The 16,678-nt window shown below is 33.6% G+C and carries 17 protein-coding genes; 7 read left to right on the top strand and 10 right to left on the bottom strand.

The genetic code is table 11. From position 1 onward, the window contains the following. Positions 1-58: 58 nt before the first annotated feature. Entirely contained in the window at positions 59-1,498 is a 1,440-nt protein-coding gene (locus AC6CHH_RS03195; protein WP_498279659.1) for an ATP-dependent DNA helicase, read from the bottom strand. Between the two features lie 73 nt (positions 1,499-1,571). Here AC6CHH_RS03195 and AC6CHH_RS03190 point away from each other — a divergent pair, with 73 nt between their 5' ends. From AC6CHH_RS03190 to coaD, 3 genes are all read left to right on the top strand, one after another. Continuing rightward, positions 1,572-2,357, top strand: coding sequence for a DUF3822 family protein (locus tag AC6CHH_RS03190; RefSeq protein WP_498279657.1), 786 nt, complete (start codon positions 1,572-1,574; stop codon positions 2,355-2,357). Beyond that, positions 2,348-2,881 (top strand): RsmD family RNA methyltransferase, encoded by a 534-nt coding sequence (locus AC6CHH_RS03185; RefSeq protein ID WP_498279655.1) that lies wholly within the window; start codon positions 2,348-2,350, stop codon positions 2,879-2,881. Before AC6CHH_RS03190 ends, AC6CHH_RS03185 begins: the two co-directional genes overlap by 10 nt. Positions 2,882-2,993: 112 nt before the next feature. After that, positions 2,994-3,467 (top strand): pantetheine-phosphate adenylyltransferase, encoded by a 474-nt coding sequence (gene coaD, locus AC6CHH_RS03180; protein ID WP_498279653.1) that lies wholly within the window; start codon positions 2,994-2,996, stop codon positions 3,465-3,467. On the opposite strand, the gene AC6CHH_RS03175 is transcribed toward coaD, so the two are convergent. Further along, complete coding sequence (locus tag AC6CHH_RS03175; RefSeq protein WP_498279651.1) at positions 3,459-4,769, bottom strand: DEAD/DEAH box helicase; 1,311 nt, start codon at positions 4,767-4,769, stop codon at positions 3,459-3,461. The genes coaD and AC6CHH_RS03175 overlap by 9 nt on opposite strands. A gap of 287 nt (positions 4,770-5,056) precedes the next feature. Between AC6CHH_RS03175 and AC6CHH_RS03170 the strand changes: the two genes are divergently transcribed. Next, on the top strand, positions 5,057-5,938 hold the full coding sequence (locus AC6CHH_RS03170; RefSeq protein WP_498279649.1) for an OmpA/MotB family protein: 882 nt from the start codon (positions 5,057-5,059) through the stop codon (positions 5,936-5,938). Positions 5,939-6,024: 86 nt separating this feature from the next. On the opposite strand, the gene AC6CHH_RS03165 is transcribed toward AC6CHH_RS03170, so the two are convergent. From AC6CHH_RS03165 to mazG, 4 genes are read right to left on the bottom strand one after another with little or no spacing between them, the layout of a single operon-like run. Next, on the bottom strand, positions 6,025-6,801 hold the full coding sequence (locus tag AC6CHH_RS03165; RefSeq protein WP_498279647.1) for a sulfite exporter TauE/SafE family protein: 777 nt from the start codon (positions 6,799-6,801) through the stop codon (positions 6,025-6,027). Next, positions 6,791-7,456, bottom strand: coding sequence for an HAD family hydrolase (locus AC6CHH_RS03160; RefSeq protein WP_498279645.1), 666 nt, complete (start codon positions 7,454-7,456; stop codon positions 6,791-6,793). Before AC6CHH_RS03160 ends, AC6CHH_RS03165 begins: the two co-directional genes overlap by 11 nt. Before the next feature lie 23 nt (positions 7,457-7,479). Continuing rightward, positions 7,480-8,652 (bottom strand): serine hydrolase domain-containing protein, encoded by a 1,173-nt coding sequence (locus AC6CHH_RS03155; RefSeq protein WP_498279643.1) that lies wholly within the window; start codon positions 8,650-8,652, stop codon positions 7,480-7,482. A 48-nt stretch (positions 8,653-8,700) separates the two neighbouring features. Beyond that, positions 8,701-9,504, bottom strand: a complete 804-nt coding sequence (gene mazG, locus AC6CHH_RS03150) for a nucleoside triphosphate pyrophosphohydrolase (protein ID WP_498279641.1) — start codon at positions 9,502-9,504, stop codon at positions 8,701-8,703. A 75-nt stretch (positions 9,505-9,579) separates the two neighbouring features. On the opposite strand from mazG, the gene AC6CHH_RS03145 reads away from it, so the two are divergent. Together AC6CHH_RS03145 and AC6CHH_RS03140 are read left to right on the top strand one after the other, a co-directional pair. Next, entirely contained in the window at positions 9,580-9,882 is a 303-nt protein-coding gene (locus AC6CHH_RS03145) for a hypothetical protein (RefSeq protein ID WP_498279639.1), read from the top strand. 116 nt (positions 9,883-9,998) lie between these two features. After that, complete coding sequence (locus AC6CHH_RS03140) at positions 9,999-10,940, top strand: hydrogen peroxide-inducible genes activator (protein WP_498279637.1); 942 nt, start codon at positions 9,999-10,001, stop codon at positions 10,938-10,940. A 14-nt stretch (positions 10,941-10,954) separates the two neighbouring features. On the opposite strand, the gene AC6CHH_RS03135 is transcribed toward AC6CHH_RS03140, so the two are convergent. From AC6CHH_RS03135 to AC6CHH_RS03120, 4 genes are all read right to left on the bottom strand, one after another. Next, positions 10,955-11,545, bottom strand: a complete 591-nt coding sequence (locus AC6CHH_RS03135) for a riboflavin synthase (RefSeq protein WP_498279635.1) — start codon at positions 11,543-11,545, stop codon at positions 10,955-10,957. 752 nt (positions 11,546-12,297) lie between these two features. Beyond that, a complete protein-coding gene (gene nhaA, locus AC6CHH_RS03130; protein WP_498279633.1) occupies positions 12,298-13,470 on the bottom strand; it encodes a Na+/H+ antiporter NhaA in 1,173 nt (390 codons plus the stop codon). A 243-nt stretch (positions 13,471-13,713) separates the two neighbouring features. Next, positions 13,714-15,027, bottom strand: coding sequence for an ABC transporter permease (locus AC6CHH_RS03125; protein WP_498279631.1), 1,314 nt, complete (start codon positions 15,025-15,027; stop codon positions 13,714-13,716). A gap of 20 nt (positions 15,028-15,047) precedes the next feature. Then, positions 15,048-15,956 carry an ABC transporter ATP-binding protein gene (locus tag AC6CHH_RS03120; RefSeq protein WP_498279629.1) on the bottom strand — a complete coding sequence of 303 codons (909 nt, stop codon included), beginning with the start codon at positions 15,954-15,956 and terminating at the stop codon, positions 15,048-15,050. Positions 15,957-16,063: 107 nt separating this feature from the next. Here AC6CHH_RS03120 and yihA point away from each other — a divergent pair, with 107 nt between their 5' ends. Then, entirely contained in the window at positions 16,064-16,675 is a 612-nt protein-coding gene (yihA, locus tag AC6CHH_RS03115; protein ID WP_498279627.1) for a ribosome biogenesis GTP-binding protein YihA/YsxC, read from the top strand. The last annotated feature ends 3 nt before the right edge of the window (positions 16,676-16,678 follow it).

The following is a 16,678-nucleotide window of genomic DNA, read 5'->3' as shown; positions in this document are numbered from 1 at the left end:
TATATCATTTAACTGAATTGCTTAAAGAACTTTTATTATTGAATTCCTAAACATTTACTTATTCAAAAATAATAGAATCTTCATAAAATTTCTCATTAAAATTCACTAAAAAAAGTTCTCTGCTCGCTCTAGTAATTGCTGTATACAACCAGCGCATAAATTCAGTATTCAACATCTCATCTACCATATAACCTTGATCAACGAAAACCAAAGGCCATTGACCTCCTTGGGCTTTGTGACAAGTTATAGCGTATGCAAATTTAATTTGTAATGCATTGTAATAGAGATCCTTTTTAATGTATTCCAGTCTGTCTTTTTTATTTGGAATATCTTGATAATCTTTCGCTATACTCTCATAAAGCGCGTGTTGCTGCTCGTAGGGCAAACTAGGGGAGTCCACATACAAGCTATCGAGCAATACGCGACATCTTATGGCCTCACCTTCGTTATTATCCATAAATTCTAAATAAAGATCTGCAAACCGAAAACCATGCATTTCGTGTATATTACTCACTTTTCTAACAGATGCCATGTCACCGTTTGCGATAAATCCTGTGCTTTTTTCATCGTTTTGTTGTAACCAATGATAATTATTTCGCACGACCATTATTTTATCACCCCCAGAGATTTCATCTTCACTAAAAAGAATTTGATTTCTAATGTGTTTATTGTAAAGATTTGCAGACTTGTTCGAACGACAAATAACCATGCAGTTTTCAATACCATATTTTCCATAGGCATAATGAAGCCCTTCAATCAAACGATCGCCGTTCATTCGAAAAATGTCATTAAATGATTTCACAATAAATTTAGGGTAGCTGTATTCAACAAACTCTTCGTCTAATCGGATTTCATTTCTAATTCTGGTGGCATTAAACAAAATGCCTGAATTTTTATCCTGCCTTACAACATCTGTAAGCTCGTAACTTAAAATATCTAATCCAAACTCAGCGTTTAAGTATTCCGCATTCAAAGCAGGGCTGGATTCTAAACCAACCGGAGGGAGTTGAGCAATATCTCCAACGAACATTAAAGTACATTTATTTCCAGATTGAACATATTTTATGAGATCGTCCAGTAGACCATTACTAAACACAGTCATACCTTCATTATTAATCATCGAGGCTTCATCAACAATAAATAAGGTATGCTCATGTTGGTTGTCCGCAAGGGTAAAATTCATCTCTAAATTCGTTGCATTTTTCTTTCTGTAAATTTTCTTATGGATGGTGAAAGCACTCTTATTCGAATAAGAACTCATCACTTTGGCAGCTCTTCCAGTTGGTGCTAATAATACCACCCGTTTTTGAAACAATGGCATCGCACTTACCAATGCAGAAATTATCGAAGTTTTTCCAGTTCCGGCATATCCCTTTAAAATAAAGCAGTAATGAGAAGAAAAAGTATGAATAAATTTCCCGATTAATTCAAAAACCTCCTGTTGTTGTTGAGTTGGCTGATGGGAAAAATGATTTATTAGAATTTTTTTAATTTGCACAATTCAAAGTTATTTAAAAGGTTGGTCAATCCAATTATTAAAGCTAATTTTGTCATTAAAGCACAATTAGGGCATGAATTATACATCGAAACAATTTCACTTCCATTATATTGCTAAATATACCTTAATCGTCAAAGCAAATTTCTTCTATGACATGCTTTATGTTATCGATGAAATGGGGCAATTAATGATATATATGAAGTATCCAAGCCATCAACCTTCCGAGGATGCATTAAAGATTTTAAGTTTACCATTTCAAAAAGTATACATCACTATTCCACATCAAAATTTAACATTTATTCCTGAAGAACTTTTCGATATCGAGGATGTAGACAAGTACCAAGAATTTATGGAAAACCCTAAACCGATGGCGGAAATTGAGAATTTGGATTTTTTGAATATACGAGCCATTTATCAAAATGATGCATTATTATTCAAACGTTGGAAGTCGTTATTTCCAATGGCACAATTTATTCCTGAATTCAAACTTAACTTAACACAAGCAAGAGCACATGTTCCTTTACAAGGGGAGGTCTTGGGGCTTGTTTTTCATGATGGGTCGACTGATATTTTTTTATTTATAAATGGTCAATTTAAGTTTTTCAACACCTTTGAGGTTGTATCCGAGGATGACTTAAATTACTTCATACTGAATCTTTTTAAAGTTTTTGGAATATCAAAAAAAGTCAATAAAGCTATCGTTAGCGGTATTGGAATACAGGAGTCTTTTATGAATACTATAAACAAATACAGTGGAGAAATTATTCAATTAAATACTAATACTCAACGAGAAGTGCTTCAGGATGTACCTGAAGATATTGCCCAAAGTTATATCCTAGATTTACCATCATGCGGATAATTGGAGGAACACTCGCAGGATTGAGATTAAACCCACCTCAAAATTTACCGGTCCGGCCAACAACAGATATGGCTAAAGAAGCATTATTTAATATCTTAAATAACCGGGTTGATTTTGAGACTTTAAAGTGTTTAGACCTGTTTGCAGGCACAGGGAATATCACCTTAGAACTTGCCTCAAGAGGAGTAGACCAAGTAGACGCAATTGATCTCCATAATAAATGCATTTTATACATTGATCAAACAGCTAAAAAGCTTAATTTAACACAAGTTAAAGCTTTGCGTTCTGATGTCTTTAAATTTATAAATTCTACCCCCAATCGCTATGATCTAATATTTGCTGATCCTCCTTATGACAACGGACAATTGCCTCAGTTGGCTCAGCTTGTACTAGAAGCCAATTTATTAAATGATGGTGGTCTTCTCATAATTGAACATCCGAGTAGCCGAAAATTAGCTCAGCATCCAACTTTCTTGGAAACTAGAAAATATGGCAATTCTTCCTTCAGTTTTTATTCAGGATAAATCGCATAGTTAAAATTAGTATAGAGGTTAATAGTGTTTTAATCAAAAAAGGAATATTGCTCAATTCCCCCCTTAGTCTTAGTATTATGGGTATATTTTGGAGCCTATTTATATGAGAATAGCCGTTTTCCCTGGGTCTTTTGATCCCTTTACCTTAGCTCATCAAGATCTCATTGAGAGATCTATGCCATTATTCGATAAAATTTATGTGGCAATTGGTATAAACAGTTCTAAAGTTGGGATGATGCATGTTGAACTACGAAAAAAATCAATACAACAATTATTTAAAAATAATCCAAAAATTGAAGTAGAAATATATAATGGTTTAACAATAGATTTTTGTAAAACTGTTCAAGCGAAATTCATTTTAAGAGGATTAAGGAACAATACTGACCTGGACTATGAAAACATTATAGCCCAGAACAATTTATTACTGGATTCAGAAATAGAAACTTATTTTCTAGTGAGTCGAACTGGAAAATCACATATATCTTCTTCAATCGTTCGTGATATCTGGAAAAACAAAGGAGATATCAGCAAGCTAATTCCAAAGATTATAATGAAATATATTGAAAAGTTAGATTAAATTAATTCTTACTTTTTGACCTTTTATTTTTCCGTTGTTTCCTAACTTCACAACTGATCTTGCTATTTCTCTTTTAACAGCAACATAGGAATCAAGTACTTTCACATCAATTAAGCCCAAGTCGTCTTTGTTAAAATCACCCAGAGACATGATATAGCCAACAATATCAATTTTATTTACCTTTTGTTTTTTTCCAGCCGTGATTCGAACAGTATGATAAGCAGGTTCATCAGGAATTGGATAGAATTCATTTAACTCTAAAATAGGCACTTCTTTATAATACTCAGGACATCGCTCGTCAACTGTTTTAACAGCATATACATTTCCTTTTTGTTGATTACGCCCAGCACGACCATTTCTATGAATAAAATCTTCTTCTTTATGTGGAAATTGATAGTGAACAATATGATTCATCTCAGGTATATCCAGTCCTCTTGAGGCTAAATCTGTTGTTATTAAGATGTTTTGGCTTCCGTTCTTAAGTTTTATTATAGCTAATTCACGGAAATATTGGTCCAAGCCACCATGATATGGAATACTCAAAATACCTTTGCCCTCAAGTAATTCTGATATATGTTCAGCGGCCTCCCTGTGATTACAGAAAACTAAAACCCTCTCGTTTGCAATTTTACAAATTAACTTAAATAGCGCCTCCAATTTAAACTTAGTAGCTACTTCAACTTTATAATACGTTAAATCTGGAATTAGTGTCTCTTTGGATAAAAAGTCTAATCTTAAGGGGTTATTCAATTCAAGATAATCAGGAATTTCGGGAATGTCTGTTGCCGAGGTAAGAATTTGATGTTTAAGTTTACTACAGGTATTTACGATAAATGATATCTGTTCTTGGAAGCCGAGTTCAAGGGATTTATCAAATTCATCTAAAACCAATGTATGGGTATTATCCAACATGTCTGGAAGTCGCTCGATATGGTAAATTAAACGTCCCGGTGTGCTCACAATTAGCTGTGGATTATCTCTTAATCTTTTCTTTTCAATTTGCGTATCATTTCCTCCATAAAGGCATACCATTTTCAATTGGTTATCCAATTTTTTAAATACACCTTCAATTTGTAATGCAAGTTCCCGAGTAGGAACAATTACTAATGTCGATGCCATTGTATTTGGATAATCTTTTAACAGTTGAAACGCAATCAAGGCGAAAGCTAAGGTTTTACCAGATCCGGTAGGCGACAGCAAAATTAAGTCTCTTTTGGGGTCGAATTGCTTATTGACCTCAAGTTGCATAGGGTTTAATGCCTTAATTTTAAGGTTTTCAAGATAGTTGTTTAACTGCTGCATGGACAAAATTATCATTATTTACTGAATAACTATCTCAATTTGTTAAATATTGTTAAGCTATCGACTATTCAATAGAGATTGGTATATCGTTTGATCATACATTAACTCATAATTTAGGTTAATAATTGGTTAGTTTAAGGCTTGACAATCTCCCCGATTGCAAGCCTTATTTTATTTTGGGGATTTGTTTCTTAAAAACCCGCTAGACCAATTCGGTTTTTCACAATAGGCACTGCTTTTGCTCTAACTAGGAAAATGGTTAATGAATGCATTTAAAATTAAAGGTTATGATAAAAAAAATAAGTTTTCCACTCCTTTTAATGTCAGTAATTCTGATTTCATCGTGTGGAATAAGTAAAAAAACACATTTGGCTCTACAAGCCCAACACAAGACTTTAGGTGAACAATATCAAAAGTCTCAAGTTGAGCTTGCCGAGAGTAGGGCACAGGTGAAGAGCTTAGAAGATCAGCTTCAACAAGAACGAAAGTCAAACGCTAGTCTGAGAGAGGCCTTAGCAAAACTTCAAGGAACCCTAGATAATAGTATTAATCAAAACACTCAAGGAAATGTAAATATTTCGAAATTGGTGGATGAGATCAATGCCTCCAACAAATACATTAAACATCTGGTGAACACTAAACAAAAAAGTGATTCACTTAACATGCTGTTAACTAATAATCTAACTCGTTCCCTTAGCAGAGAGGAAATGAGAGATGTAGATGTACAAGTACTTAAAGGTGTAGTATATATATCATTATCAGACAATATGTTATACAAGTCAGGAAGCTACGAAATATCCGATAAAGCTGGTCAAACGCTTTCTAAAATCGCAAAAATTATTAAAGATTATAAGGATTATGATGTATTAATTGAAGGTAATACAGACACAGATCCAATAGCACAACCCAACATTCGTAACAATTGGGATTTAAGCACGCTCAGAGCGTCATCCGTTGTTCAAGCTTTACAAAATACTTATGGAATAAACCCCAAACGTTTAACTGCTGGTGGACGGGGTGAATTTAATCCTATAGCAGATAATTCTACACCAGATGGAAAATCCAGAAATAGAAGAACGCAGATCATCATTACGCCAAAACTTGATCAATTTATGGATTTGATCGACAAAGCGCCAGAAACTTCTGAGGCTGATTCAACTACATTTTAATCAGTTTAGTTTCTTTTATTTTAAACATATTAAGGCATGGAGTAGTCTCCATGCCTTAATATGTTTATATCTTACCTAGTTAACCGCTATGCGATGATTAACATCACTGATGCCAAAACAACAAGTGCTAAGATGGTAATTTTAAACTCCTTTTCTGGAATGACCTTTACTAGTTTGATACCAATAAATGCACCCAGGAAAATAAAGGGAATTGCTAAAGAGTTTAATATAAGTCCTTCTACAGTCAAGTTCTTCCAAACCAAAAGTTGCAATGGAATTTTAGAAAAATTTAATATCATAATAAACCAAGCTCCTGTGGCGACCAAAGCTACCTTCTTGAGCTTTTTACTGATTAAATATAAACTGAGCGCTGGACCAGCTGCGTTACCGATCATGGTGGAAAAACCTACCAAAAAACCAAAGAAAGGAGAATACCACCATTTGCTTGTAAAAGTTGCGGCTTTGTGGTTATCTTTTTTAGATTGGTTGGACACCCATATCATCAAAAGCACACTCAATAAGATACACGCCCCCATAATTACTTTAAATGTCTGATCGTTGATGTGTTCCCCTAAAATAAGTCCAATAAACAAACCTATAAAGGAGTATAATAACATGGGTTTGATTTCTTGCCAAAGGAACTTTTTTCTGTAGTATATTACGGCCATCAAATCTGCAATACACAATAAGATTAACACTATTCCAGTAGAGAATTTAGCTCCGAACAAGAACGCAAAAATTGGAATTGCAAGTGTTCCGATATTTTGAATTCCAGTTTTTGAGATTCCTATAAGAATAGCGCAAAAAAAGTAAAGTACCCAGTATGTTGGGCTAGGAATTAATTGAAGTGTTTCAGACCACATAATTTAACAGTTCCTTCAGACGTTTACTGTTCATCCCTCTATAATCTTTTAGATAGCTTAAACATACCGGAAGCTCATCCCGATGATGGGAGGTAAGTACACCTATTACATGCATGCCCGCATTTAATCCGGCTGTTATTCCCGAAAATGAGTCTTCAAAGACGAAACAATCTTGAGGATCCACCAGCAGGTTTTTAGCCGACTGTAAATATACTTCAGGATGAGGTTTATGGAGGAGAACATTTTCACTTCCTAAGGTTGATTGGAAGTATTGACGAATATCTAGTTCGTCTAAAATTAAATCCATATTTGCTCTTGGAGCTGATGTAGCAACCCCTAATTTAAATTGATTGTTAGATAAATCTTGTAAAAATTCAATAAGAAAAGAAATGGGTGTAACTTGAGAGCTATAAATTTCCCTAAACAGGCTTTCTTTTTCATTTTCCAAATGAATTAATTCTTCACCCTGAATTTTCCTTCCGAAAAAATAAGTAAAAATATGACTATTATGTTTACCATAAATGTGATCATGAAACTGCTTTTGGGAATAAGAAATCTTATATCTTTCAAAAACCACTTCAAAAGCTTTGGCGTGATAGGGATTTGTGTTAACAATAACACCATCCATATCAAAAATTACGGCTGAATCTTTCATTCTGGCAAAAATACAAATTAAACTTATTGATCAACACGTTTTCCTAACATCTTATAAGCTTGGTTGATAAATTGGTAAAAAGCGGATTTAGGATCTTCTTTGGCTAAACTATCTATAGATCTCCCTAACCTCACGATGATCAGTTCGTCCTCAGGTAACACAATCACATACTGACCTAAGTGGCCATCCATGTAAAAAAAGTCTTTGTCTTTATACTTTCCAATCCACCAACCGTAACCGTATTTTGGTGAATCTTCAAATTTCTGACGGACTGAATTATTAACATAGGAAGAATCCAATAATTGTTTGCCATTCCATTTGCCATTTTGTAAATATAACTTCCCGAATCTAGCAAAATCTTTCGCATTACTTGCAATACAACAATATGCTTTTTCAAATCCATTGTCTTTGCTATCTACTTGCCATAGGGCGTTCCGTTCTGCTTCCATGGGCTTCCAGAAATAAGTCGACAACAATTCTGATAATGAGGTATTACTTGCTCTCTGGATAGCAATTCCCAATAGCTGTGTATCACCGCTTTTGTAATTAAAGGCTTTTCCAGGACGATCCTCAATTGGCAAAGCCTTCAGTGTGCCTTTGAGATCCTGATCAAAATATAATCTTGTGGTTATGGAAAATGGATTATAATAGCTTTCTTCCCATTTCATGCCAGATCGCATTGAGACAAGATTTTCAAATGTTAATGAATCTGCATAAGTACCAATAATTTCAGGAACAAAATCCTTTATTTTTTGTTGCAAATTTTTGATTTTTCCTGTTTCAATCATTTTTCCGAGGATTGCAGAAACAACGCTTTTAGCCATTGAAAAAGAATTTGATTTACTGGTATCTGAATAGCCTCCATAATAGGACTCACTCCATAGACTATCCTTATGAATGATTAAATAAGCGACGGTTTGGCTTGTTTCATGAACTTTTTTTAATGAATCGTTTATTGGTATAGAATTATAGCCAGAAGATTTATTCCATGGTTTTCCAATACCATTCTCAATTATATGATTATCAAAAAAAGTATAATCTTCCAGATAGGCTGTATTATACCCATGTAGATAAGTCACATAAATCCCCTTTAAGATATATTCAAGTCGGAATACATAAAGTAAAATGATTGATAGGAGCAATATAGAGCCAATCAAGATGCCAATCCTTTTTAGAATTTTAAATAAGGGATTCATATGTAGGTTATTTGATAATAAAGTTATCGAAATCTTACCAACAATTAATTATTTTATTTTTTTTGCTTCATTCCAATAGACATCCATTTCTTGCAAGCTCATTTCTTGAAGTTTTTTACCATTTTCTTTTGCTTTATTTTCCAAATAAGTAAAACGATATATAAATTTTTTATTTGTTTTTTCTAGCGCATTTTCTGGAGTAATACCCAAATGTCTAGCATAGTTAATGAGAGAAAAAAGAAGGTCTCCAAATTCTTCTTCGGCTCTTTGCATATTAATTTCGTCTTTCTCCACATTAAACTCTTGCTTGAATTCAGCTAATTCCTCTTCAACTTTTGCCCAAACTTGAGATTTGTCCTCCCAGTCAAACCCAACACCGCGAACTTTATCTTGAATTCTATGTGCTTTAACAAGGGCCGGGAGTCCATTCGGAACTCCTGAGAGGACAGAAACATTTCCTTCTTTGAGTTTAAGGGTTTCCCAATTATTTTTAACGTCTTGCTCATCTTTAACCACTACGTTAGCATAAATATGAGGGTGACGAGAAATTAATTTATCACAAATTCCGTTTAGAACATCAACAATATTGAAGTGTTCTTCTTCTTCGGCAATGCGTGCGTAGAAAACCAAATGCATTAATATATCTCCCAATTCTTTTTTAATTTCCTGATGATCCTTTTCTAGGATTGCATCTGCTAACTCATACATTTCCTCTATGGTCAAATGTCTGAGAGATTCCATTGTTTGCTTCTTGTCCCAAGGGCACTCTAAACGAAGGGTATTTAGTACTTCTAACAATCTTTCGAAAGCTTTGCCTGGACTTTTCTCTGTTGAGGGAGGAGTAAATGACATAAAATATATTGAATCAGAATTATAAAAACAATCCGTAAAGTTATGTGTTTTTTAATTAAACAATCAAAAAAGAATATGGATACCTCTCACAAATATGCCACAATCACACAGGCTTTAGATAGCTTAATTAAACAGGGTTATTCCGTTGACTATAATTTGGAATTCGACCGATTGGTATCAAATGCATCAGATTTTGAAATAGATGTGCTTTACAGGTACGAGGGAGCTTCAGATCCTGCTGATGAATCTTCTGTTTATGGCCTTAGCAATGTCAAAAATAAAGAAAAGGGAGTCTTTGTTGCTGGTAACCTATCGTTTCTAGAAGGTAAAAAAAGAGATGTTATCTTAGACTTAGAAATGAGATACCATCAAAAATAATCAGATTTTCTATCATTTATGATAATGAATAATCACACTCATTTGACTTTATTTTTTTGCATCCATTCGTTTAATCAACTAGGCATCCGTACATTTGTATAGTTAAAACTTATAGTATGACCCTGGTTCAATTAGAATATGTAATAGCAGTAGACACCTATCGAAGTTTTGTTGCAGCCGCTGAGAAATGTTTTGTTACTCAGCCTACTTTGAGCATGCAAATCCAAAAACTGGAAGAGTCAATTGGGGCAAAAATTTTTGATCGAAGTCGACAACCGGTTGTACCTACAGAAGTTGGAGAAAAAATCATCAAACAAGCCAGAACGGTTTTAACAGAAAGCAAGAAAATAGCTGAAATTTTACAATTCGAAAAAGGGGAGTTGTCTGGGGAATTAAAAATAGGCGTAATTCCAACTGTTGCGCCATTTTTACTACCTTCAGTTATTTCGAACTTCCTAAATAAACACAATAGATTAAAATTACAAATTTGGGAATATACGACAGAAAAAATTATTCAAGAATTGAAACTCGGAACCTTAGATTGTGGCATTCTTTCAACCCCATTACATGATTCTGCTATTCAGGAGATACCCTTGTTTTATGAAACTTTCGTTGCCTACGTTTCTGAAAAAAGCACTCTATTTGCTAAAAATATGGTTAGTTCTGAGGAAATTTCTGATGAGAAACTTTGGTTGTTAAATGAAGACCATTGCATGCGTGGCCAAGTTTTAAATATATGTCATTTTAAACATAATCAATCTAAGGAGGGGACCTTCGATTACAATACAGGGAGTGTTGAAACTTTAAAGAGGATGGTAGACTTAAATGGGGGCATCACGATTCTTCCAGAGCTAAGTATATCCAATTATGATGAAGACCAAATTGCAAGAGTTCGCTATTTTAAATCACCTGAACCAGTCAGAGAAATTAGTTTGGTTACGGCACAAAACTATGTCAAAAAACACGCCATAAACATGCTTAAAAATGAAATATTGTCCATCGTTCCTGAACGGTTCAAAAACAAAAAGAAAAAAGACGTAATTGGAGTGTCACTTTAGCTTTAGCAACATTATTAGGATCTTTGTGCTAAGAGTTTACTAACGTATTTGCCAATAATATCAAATTCTAAATTTACAGTTGAGCCTACTGTTATGCTTTTTAAATTGGTATGTTCTAATGTATAGGGTATAATAGCAACCGAAAAACTATTGACCTTTGAATTCACCACTGTAAGGCTAATACCATTTACTGTAATAGACCCTTTTTCAACGGTGATATTGTTCTGCTCTATATTGTATTCAAAAGTTAACTCGATGCTGCCATGGTGAGTCTCTATGAAAGTGCAGGTAGCTGTTTGATCTACATGCCCCTGAACAATATGACCATCCAGACGACCGCCCACCTGCGTACAGCGCTCCAAATTTACATCATCATCTTGTTTTAAGTGAAGTAAATTGCTTTTTTCCAGGGTTTCTTGGATAGCGGTAACTTTATGTATATCACCAATCACATCAACGACTGTCAAGCAAACCCCGTTGTGGGCGACACTTTGATCAATCTTTAAGAAGTTCGATATTTTTGATTGAATATAAAAATGAAGATTAGACTGCTCAGTATCAATTTTAACAACTTTTCCTACGGTTTCAATTATTCCTGTAAACATACATTAAACGATTTATACAAAGATAATGATTCTTTTCTCAGCGAATAAGTCAGTCGTACTTAAAAAAAATAAAAAAAAATTTGCAAATGTGTAGAATGTACACTATCTTTGTGTCATCATAATTTAGGTTTATAATTGGTTATTAAAGGTTTTCATTCTCCCCGTTTGAAAACCTTTTTTTTTAAAAATTTAATCATCTCATTTCTAGATAGTTAAATATTTTAGGCTATAGAACACTACTTAATTACTCAAATATATTTGGATTTTAATAAAGAAATTATCTACCTTTGTCTTAGGTTTAGGTTGATTACCTCGTTAAGAGGTTATTTTTTTAAAGCTTGAGCGATCGCCCGATTGTCTCAAGCTTTATTTTTTGAACTTATTTGTTGATTCTTGTTTGAAATTATCTTAACAAATCACCTTTTATTTTTTCTTTTTAAGAATATTTTTAAGGATAAGCTATTAATTTTTTAATAATCTTTTTTCCTAGCTTTAAAATATACATTAAATAAATACGGGTAGTATGGTTAAGGCACTGAGCTGTGATTTGCTGTTGAAATCAATCTTCCGGATTATAATACCCTTCGAAATTATTCCCCCGAAAAACACGAAGATCGATAACCTGTATTAAAGTATATTATTTAAATAGGGGAAGGTGAATGCATTTTTAAGGTTCAATCCCAACTTAAGACAAACCAAGGCCATGTAGCTAATAATAATACAGAAGGTTTTCAAAATTAATATAGCTTTAATTAAGCCTTTTTTTTCGATAAACTAGATAGATAAAAATAACCCAATAAACCAGATATTAATGAACCAATTAAAACTGCAAACTTAGCTTCTTCAATAAAATGTGGATCTTCAAAGGATAACATAGAAATAAAGATTGACATTGTAAATCCAATCCCACCTAACATGCCAACGCCAATCATATGTTTCCATCCGGCTAATTCTGGTAAATTTGCAATTTTAGTCTTTACACATATCCATGAAGTCAAAAATATCCCGGTTGTCTTACCTAAAAATAATCCAAGAATAATCCCTAAACCCAATGGTGTACCTAGTCCTGAAAGCATTTCATGATGTATTGTTATATTGGTATTCACCAAAGCAAATAGGGGAATGATTATAAAATTCACTGGGCTAACTAATAGATGTTCTAATTTTTCCAAAGGTGACTCCTTAGCATCTATAGTCGTTGGCAAGGTCATCGCAACCAGCACGCCTGCAATCGTAGCGTGAATGCCCGAATGGTGGATAAAGTACCAGATAAATAAACCAGGAATAATATAAGCCCAAATGTTTTTAATCCCCATTCTATTAAAGATGATTAATAGCATTAAAATACCAAAAGCATACATTAAATAGGTATAATGAAGTTCGCCTGAATAAAATATCGCGATTACCAAAATGGCTAGTAAATCATCTACTATCGCTAAGGCTGCCAAGAAAATTTTTAGACTAGCTGGAACCTTATCTCCCAATAAAGTAATTATTGCTAAGGCAAAGGCAATATCAGTTGCCATTGGGATTCCCCAACCATGACTTGTTGAACCGCCTAAATTTAACAATGTATAAATCAGTGCAGGCACTACCGCGCCTCCAATAGCGGCAATGATTGGGAGAGCAGCTTTTTTAGGTGAACTAAGTTCACCCTCTACGAGCTCTCTCTTAATTTCTAGCCCAACCAACAAAAAAAAGATGGCCATTAAACCATCGTCAATCCATTGTTTAATAGAATATTCTAGCTGAATATATTTATCCTGGTAACCAAATGTCGTTTGCAATAATTGATTAAAGGAATCAGCCAGAGGGGTATTTGCAACTACCAAAGAAAATACCACACAAAAGAATAATAATATACCGCCTGACGTATTTGAGGATAAAAATTTCTTAAATACCGTTAAATTAATCAGTTTCGCCATTTTTTCTCTTATTCAATTATATGTTTTTCAGATTAAATATTAAAGGCCCAAAGGTAATAAAAAGATTGAAATTGAATAAAAATTGGTCAGTGAGAGCTGGGTTTTTTAAAGAGTTTACCAGATCAAAGATGCTCTTATACTCTGTCTCTCCAGTCGACCTATCTCTATTCCACATTTAAATCGGTAAAAAAGAAGTTTTACGGCACACAGTAAAAAATTAGTCTCTCACTTTATACAAAAAAACTAATTTTTATAATTAAACCACTTAATTAATTCTTTTAGACTTGCTTTTTTTCCGTACATCAAAATTCCAACTCTATAAATTCTTGAGGCGGTCCAAGTCGTCAGTAAGAATCCCGCTACTAATAGGGTAAAAGATAATGCAATTTGCCAAATAGGAACCCCAAATGGTATTCTAACCAACATAGCAATTGGAGAGGTGAAAGGAATAAAGCTCAACCAGGTAGCCAATGTGCCATGAGGATCATTAATTAATACCCCAAATGATAAAGCATACGCTAAAAGCAAAGGAGCGGTTATCGGCATTGTAAATTGATTTGCCTCGGTCTCGCTATCCACTGCAGAACCTACTGCTGCAAATAAAGCACTATAGAGCATATAACCACCAATAAAAAACAGGAAAAAACAAATCACCAATTCAGAAATATTCAATGATTCAACTGCAGAATTAACAGTAGAAAGCATTGATAATCCTTCCATATCTCCACCTGAATTTACAGTTTGACTTGTTAAGTGCTCTTTAATATCATCTTTATTTAAAATGACTGCACTTGCAATAGCAAGAAGACTAAAGCTCAGAACAATCCATAAAACAAATTGCGTTATTCCTACCAGACCAATACCGATAATTTTTCCCATCATCAATTGAAACGGTTTTACAGAGGAAATAATAATTTCGATAATACGGCTTGATTTTTCTTCAATAATGCCTCGCATAACCTGAGCGCCATATAGAAATAAAGAAAGATATATCAACATCGAAAATGCGATTGCAATTATCATTGCGATATGTGTATCACTTGCTTTTGCTTCTCCGGAATCCATGATCTCCTTAGCCGAGATAGTTACTTTATTATTTATCCCTTTAATAGTTTCTGGGTCAATGTCTAATTGAGAATAATGATAATTCATCATTATTTCTTCCAAGTGGGATTCTACTTCGCCCAGTGTGTTTATATTTGGTTTTCCTGAGGAAAGAAATTCAATTTTTTGAGTAGAATAAAAATCTTTAGGTATGATTAGAATGTTGGTGTTTTCCTCTTCATCTTTCATTTTTTCTATTTGCTCATTCAGTTCTAAAGCCGTAGTGGTATAGCTGATATTTTTATTGCTTTTAAGCTTATCTGCTACTTTTGTTGAATGATCAATCACATAGATTGTAGCATTGGTCCCTTCAAAACTATTTTTAGTCAGAAAAATTACACCAACATACAAAGCAATAAAGAAGATCGGGACCAAGAAAGTAGTTAATAAGAATGATTTCTTCTTTACTCTACTCGAATATTCCCGTTGTACAATTAAGAGTATTTTATTCATGAGCTTGGCTTTGTATAGAGTTAATTATTGTTGGTGACTTTATCGATAAAAATATCGTGCATAGAGGGTACTATTTCAAAAATTTGAAGTATATCAATTTGGGGAATTAAATAAAGTAAAACTTCATTAAGGGTATAATTATCTTTTATTTTTATAGTCAATTTATTTTTGACGGATTCAGGTGTTAGGTTTTCGAACAAAACAGAATAATCCAAACTTAAATTAACTCCCGGTTTATTATTGAATTCGATCGTAAAAGTTTGACTTCTAAACTCATTTCTAATTTCTTTTACCGATCCTTCTAAAATAACCTTTGATTTATTCAACAAAGCAATATGATCACACAAGGCCTCGACAGAATCCATCCTGTGGGTGGAATAAATGATGGTTGCGCCTTTCTTATTTAGTTCTAATATTTCGTTTTGGATAGTTTGTGCGTTAATAGGGTCGAATCCGGAGAAGGGTTCATCCAATATAATCAAATCAGGCTCATGAAGTACAGTCGCTACAAATTGAACTTTTTGCTGCATACCTTTACTTAAGTCCTCAACTTTCTTGTCCCACCATGACTCAATTTTCAGCTTTTCAAACCAATATTTAATTCTAATTTTTGCTTCTTGTTTGGAAAGACCTTTCAATTGGGCTAAATATATCATCTGATCCCCAATTTTCATTTTTTTATAAAGACCTCTTTCCTCTGGCAAATACCCTATTCGACTAATATGCTTTGGTTTCAAAACTTCACCATCTATTAATATTTCACCTGAGTCTGGAGCTGTAATTTGATTAATAATTCGGATTAAAGATGTTTTCCCCGCCCCATTAGGGCCTAACAGCCCAAATATTTGTCCTTTTGGTATCTGGATAGACACATCGTCTAAGGCTCTATAATTAGCATACTGTTTAACTATGTGACGGATGTCTAGCATATAATTCAAATTTTAGGCTGAAATTAATTAAATATTTTTACAATGCGTATGAATTTTATAGTAATTCTAAATGAGTATGAAAATTATTTAAATTGTACATTTGCATTATGATCATTAAAAACGCAGAATTCTTAACGAGTAATACAGAAGTTGATAAATTGCCTCAAGCCGACCGTCCAGAATATGCTTTTATCGGACGTTCCAACGTAGGTAAGTCTTCATTAATTAATGCGATGACCAGTCGAAAGGGATTGGCCAAAACATCTCAAAAACCAGGTAAAACTCAGCTAATTAACCATTTCAACATTAATGATGAATGGTATTTAGTTGATTTACCAGGTTATGGATTTGCTCAAACTTCTAAAAAGAATCGAGCAGATTGGGAAAGATTTATCCGTCGATATTTGATTATGAGAGAGAACCTGCAGTGTGTTTTCGTGTTAATTGATAGCAGATTAGAACCTCAGAAAATCGATCTTGAATTTTGTTGTTGGCTGGGTGAAAAAGAAATCCCATTTTTTTTACTATTCACTAAAGCAGATAAACAATCTATCGTCAAGGCCGATCAGAATATTGCAAAGTTTAGAAGAGCAATAAAACAATGGTTTGAAGAGGTTCCTACTCATATTTTAACCTCATCCGAAACTAAGATGGGATGCCAAGAAATTTTAGAAACAATTGAAGGAATTAACCAAAATTTTGTATCTCCATTGGATTAGTTT

It is taken from the genome of Sphingobacterium sp. GQ94, from assembly GCF_059758715.1.
This window is presented reverse-complemented; position numbering and strand designations above follow the sequence as displayed.

What these genes read in the sequence shown, in the direction of transcription:
- AC6CHH_RS03190 (WP_498279657.1), top strand. Translation starts at nt 1,572, where the DNA reads ATGAATTATACATCGAAACAATTTCACTTCCATTATATTGCTAAATAT.
- AC6CHH_RS03185 (WP_498279655.1), top strand. Translation starts at nt 2,348, where the DNA reads ATGCGGATAATTGGAGGAACACTCGCAGGATTGAGATTAAACCCACCT.
- coaD (WP_498279653.1), top strand. Translation starts at nt 2,994, where the DNA reads ATGAGAATAGCCGTTTTCCCTGGGTCTTTTGATCCCTTTACCTTAGCT.
- AC6CHH_RS03175 (WP_498279651.1), bottom strand. Translation starts at nt 4,769, where the DNA reads ATGCAGCAGTTAAACAACTATCTTGAAAACCTTAAAATTAAGGCATTA.
- AC6CHH_RS03170 (WP_498279649.1), top strand. Translation starts at nt 5,057, where the DNA reads ATGATAAAAAAAATAAGTTTTCCACTCCTTTTAATGTCAGTAATTCTG.
- AC6CHH_RS03165 (WP_498279647.1), bottom strand. Translation starts at nt 6,801, where the DNA reads ATGTGGTCTGAAACACTTCAATTAATTCCTAGCCCAACATACTGGGTA.
- AC6CHH_RS03160 (WP_498279645.1), bottom strand. Translation starts at nt 7,456, where the DNA reads ATGAAAGATTCAGCCGTAATTTTTGATATGGATGGTGTTATTGTTAAC.
- AC6CHH_RS03155 (WP_498279643.1), bottom strand. Translation starts at nt 8,652, where the DNA reads ATGAATCCCTTATTTAAAATTCTAAAAAGGATTGGCATCTTGATTGGC.
- mazG (WP_498279641.1), bottom strand. Translation starts at nt 9,504, where the DNA reads ATGTCATTTACTCCTCCCTCAACAGAGAAAAGTCCAGGCAAAGCTTTC.
- AC6CHH_RS03145 (WP_498279639.1), top strand. Translation starts at nt 9,580, where the DNA reads ATGGATACCTCTCACAAATATGCCACAATCACACAGGCTTTAGATAGC.
- AC6CHH_RS03140 (WP_498279637.1), top strand. Translation starts at nt 9,999, where the DNA reads ATGACCCTGGTTCAATTAGAATATGTAATAGCAGTAGACACCTATCGA.
- AC6CHH_RS03135 (WP_498279635.1), bottom strand. Translation starts at nt 11,545, where the DNA reads ATGTTTACAGGAATAATTGAAACCGTAGGAAAAGTTGTTAAAATTGAT.
- nhaA (WP_498279633.1), bottom strand. Translation starts at nt 13,470, where the DNA reads ATGGCGAAACTGATTAATTTAACGGTATTTAAGAAATTTTTATCCTCA.
- AC6CHH_RS03125 (WP_498279631.1), bottom strand. Translation starts at nt 15,027, where the DNA reads ATGAATAAAATACTCTTAATTGTACAACGGGAATATTCGAGTAGAGTA.
- AC6CHH_RS03120 (WP_498279629.1), bottom strand. Translation starts at nt 15,956, where the DNA reads ATGCTAGACATCCGTCACATAGTTAAACAGTATGCTAATTATAGAGCC.
- yihA (WP_498279627.1), top strand. Translation starts at nt 16,064, where the DNA reads ATGATCATTAAAAACGCAGAATTCTTAACGAGTAATACAGAAGTTGAT.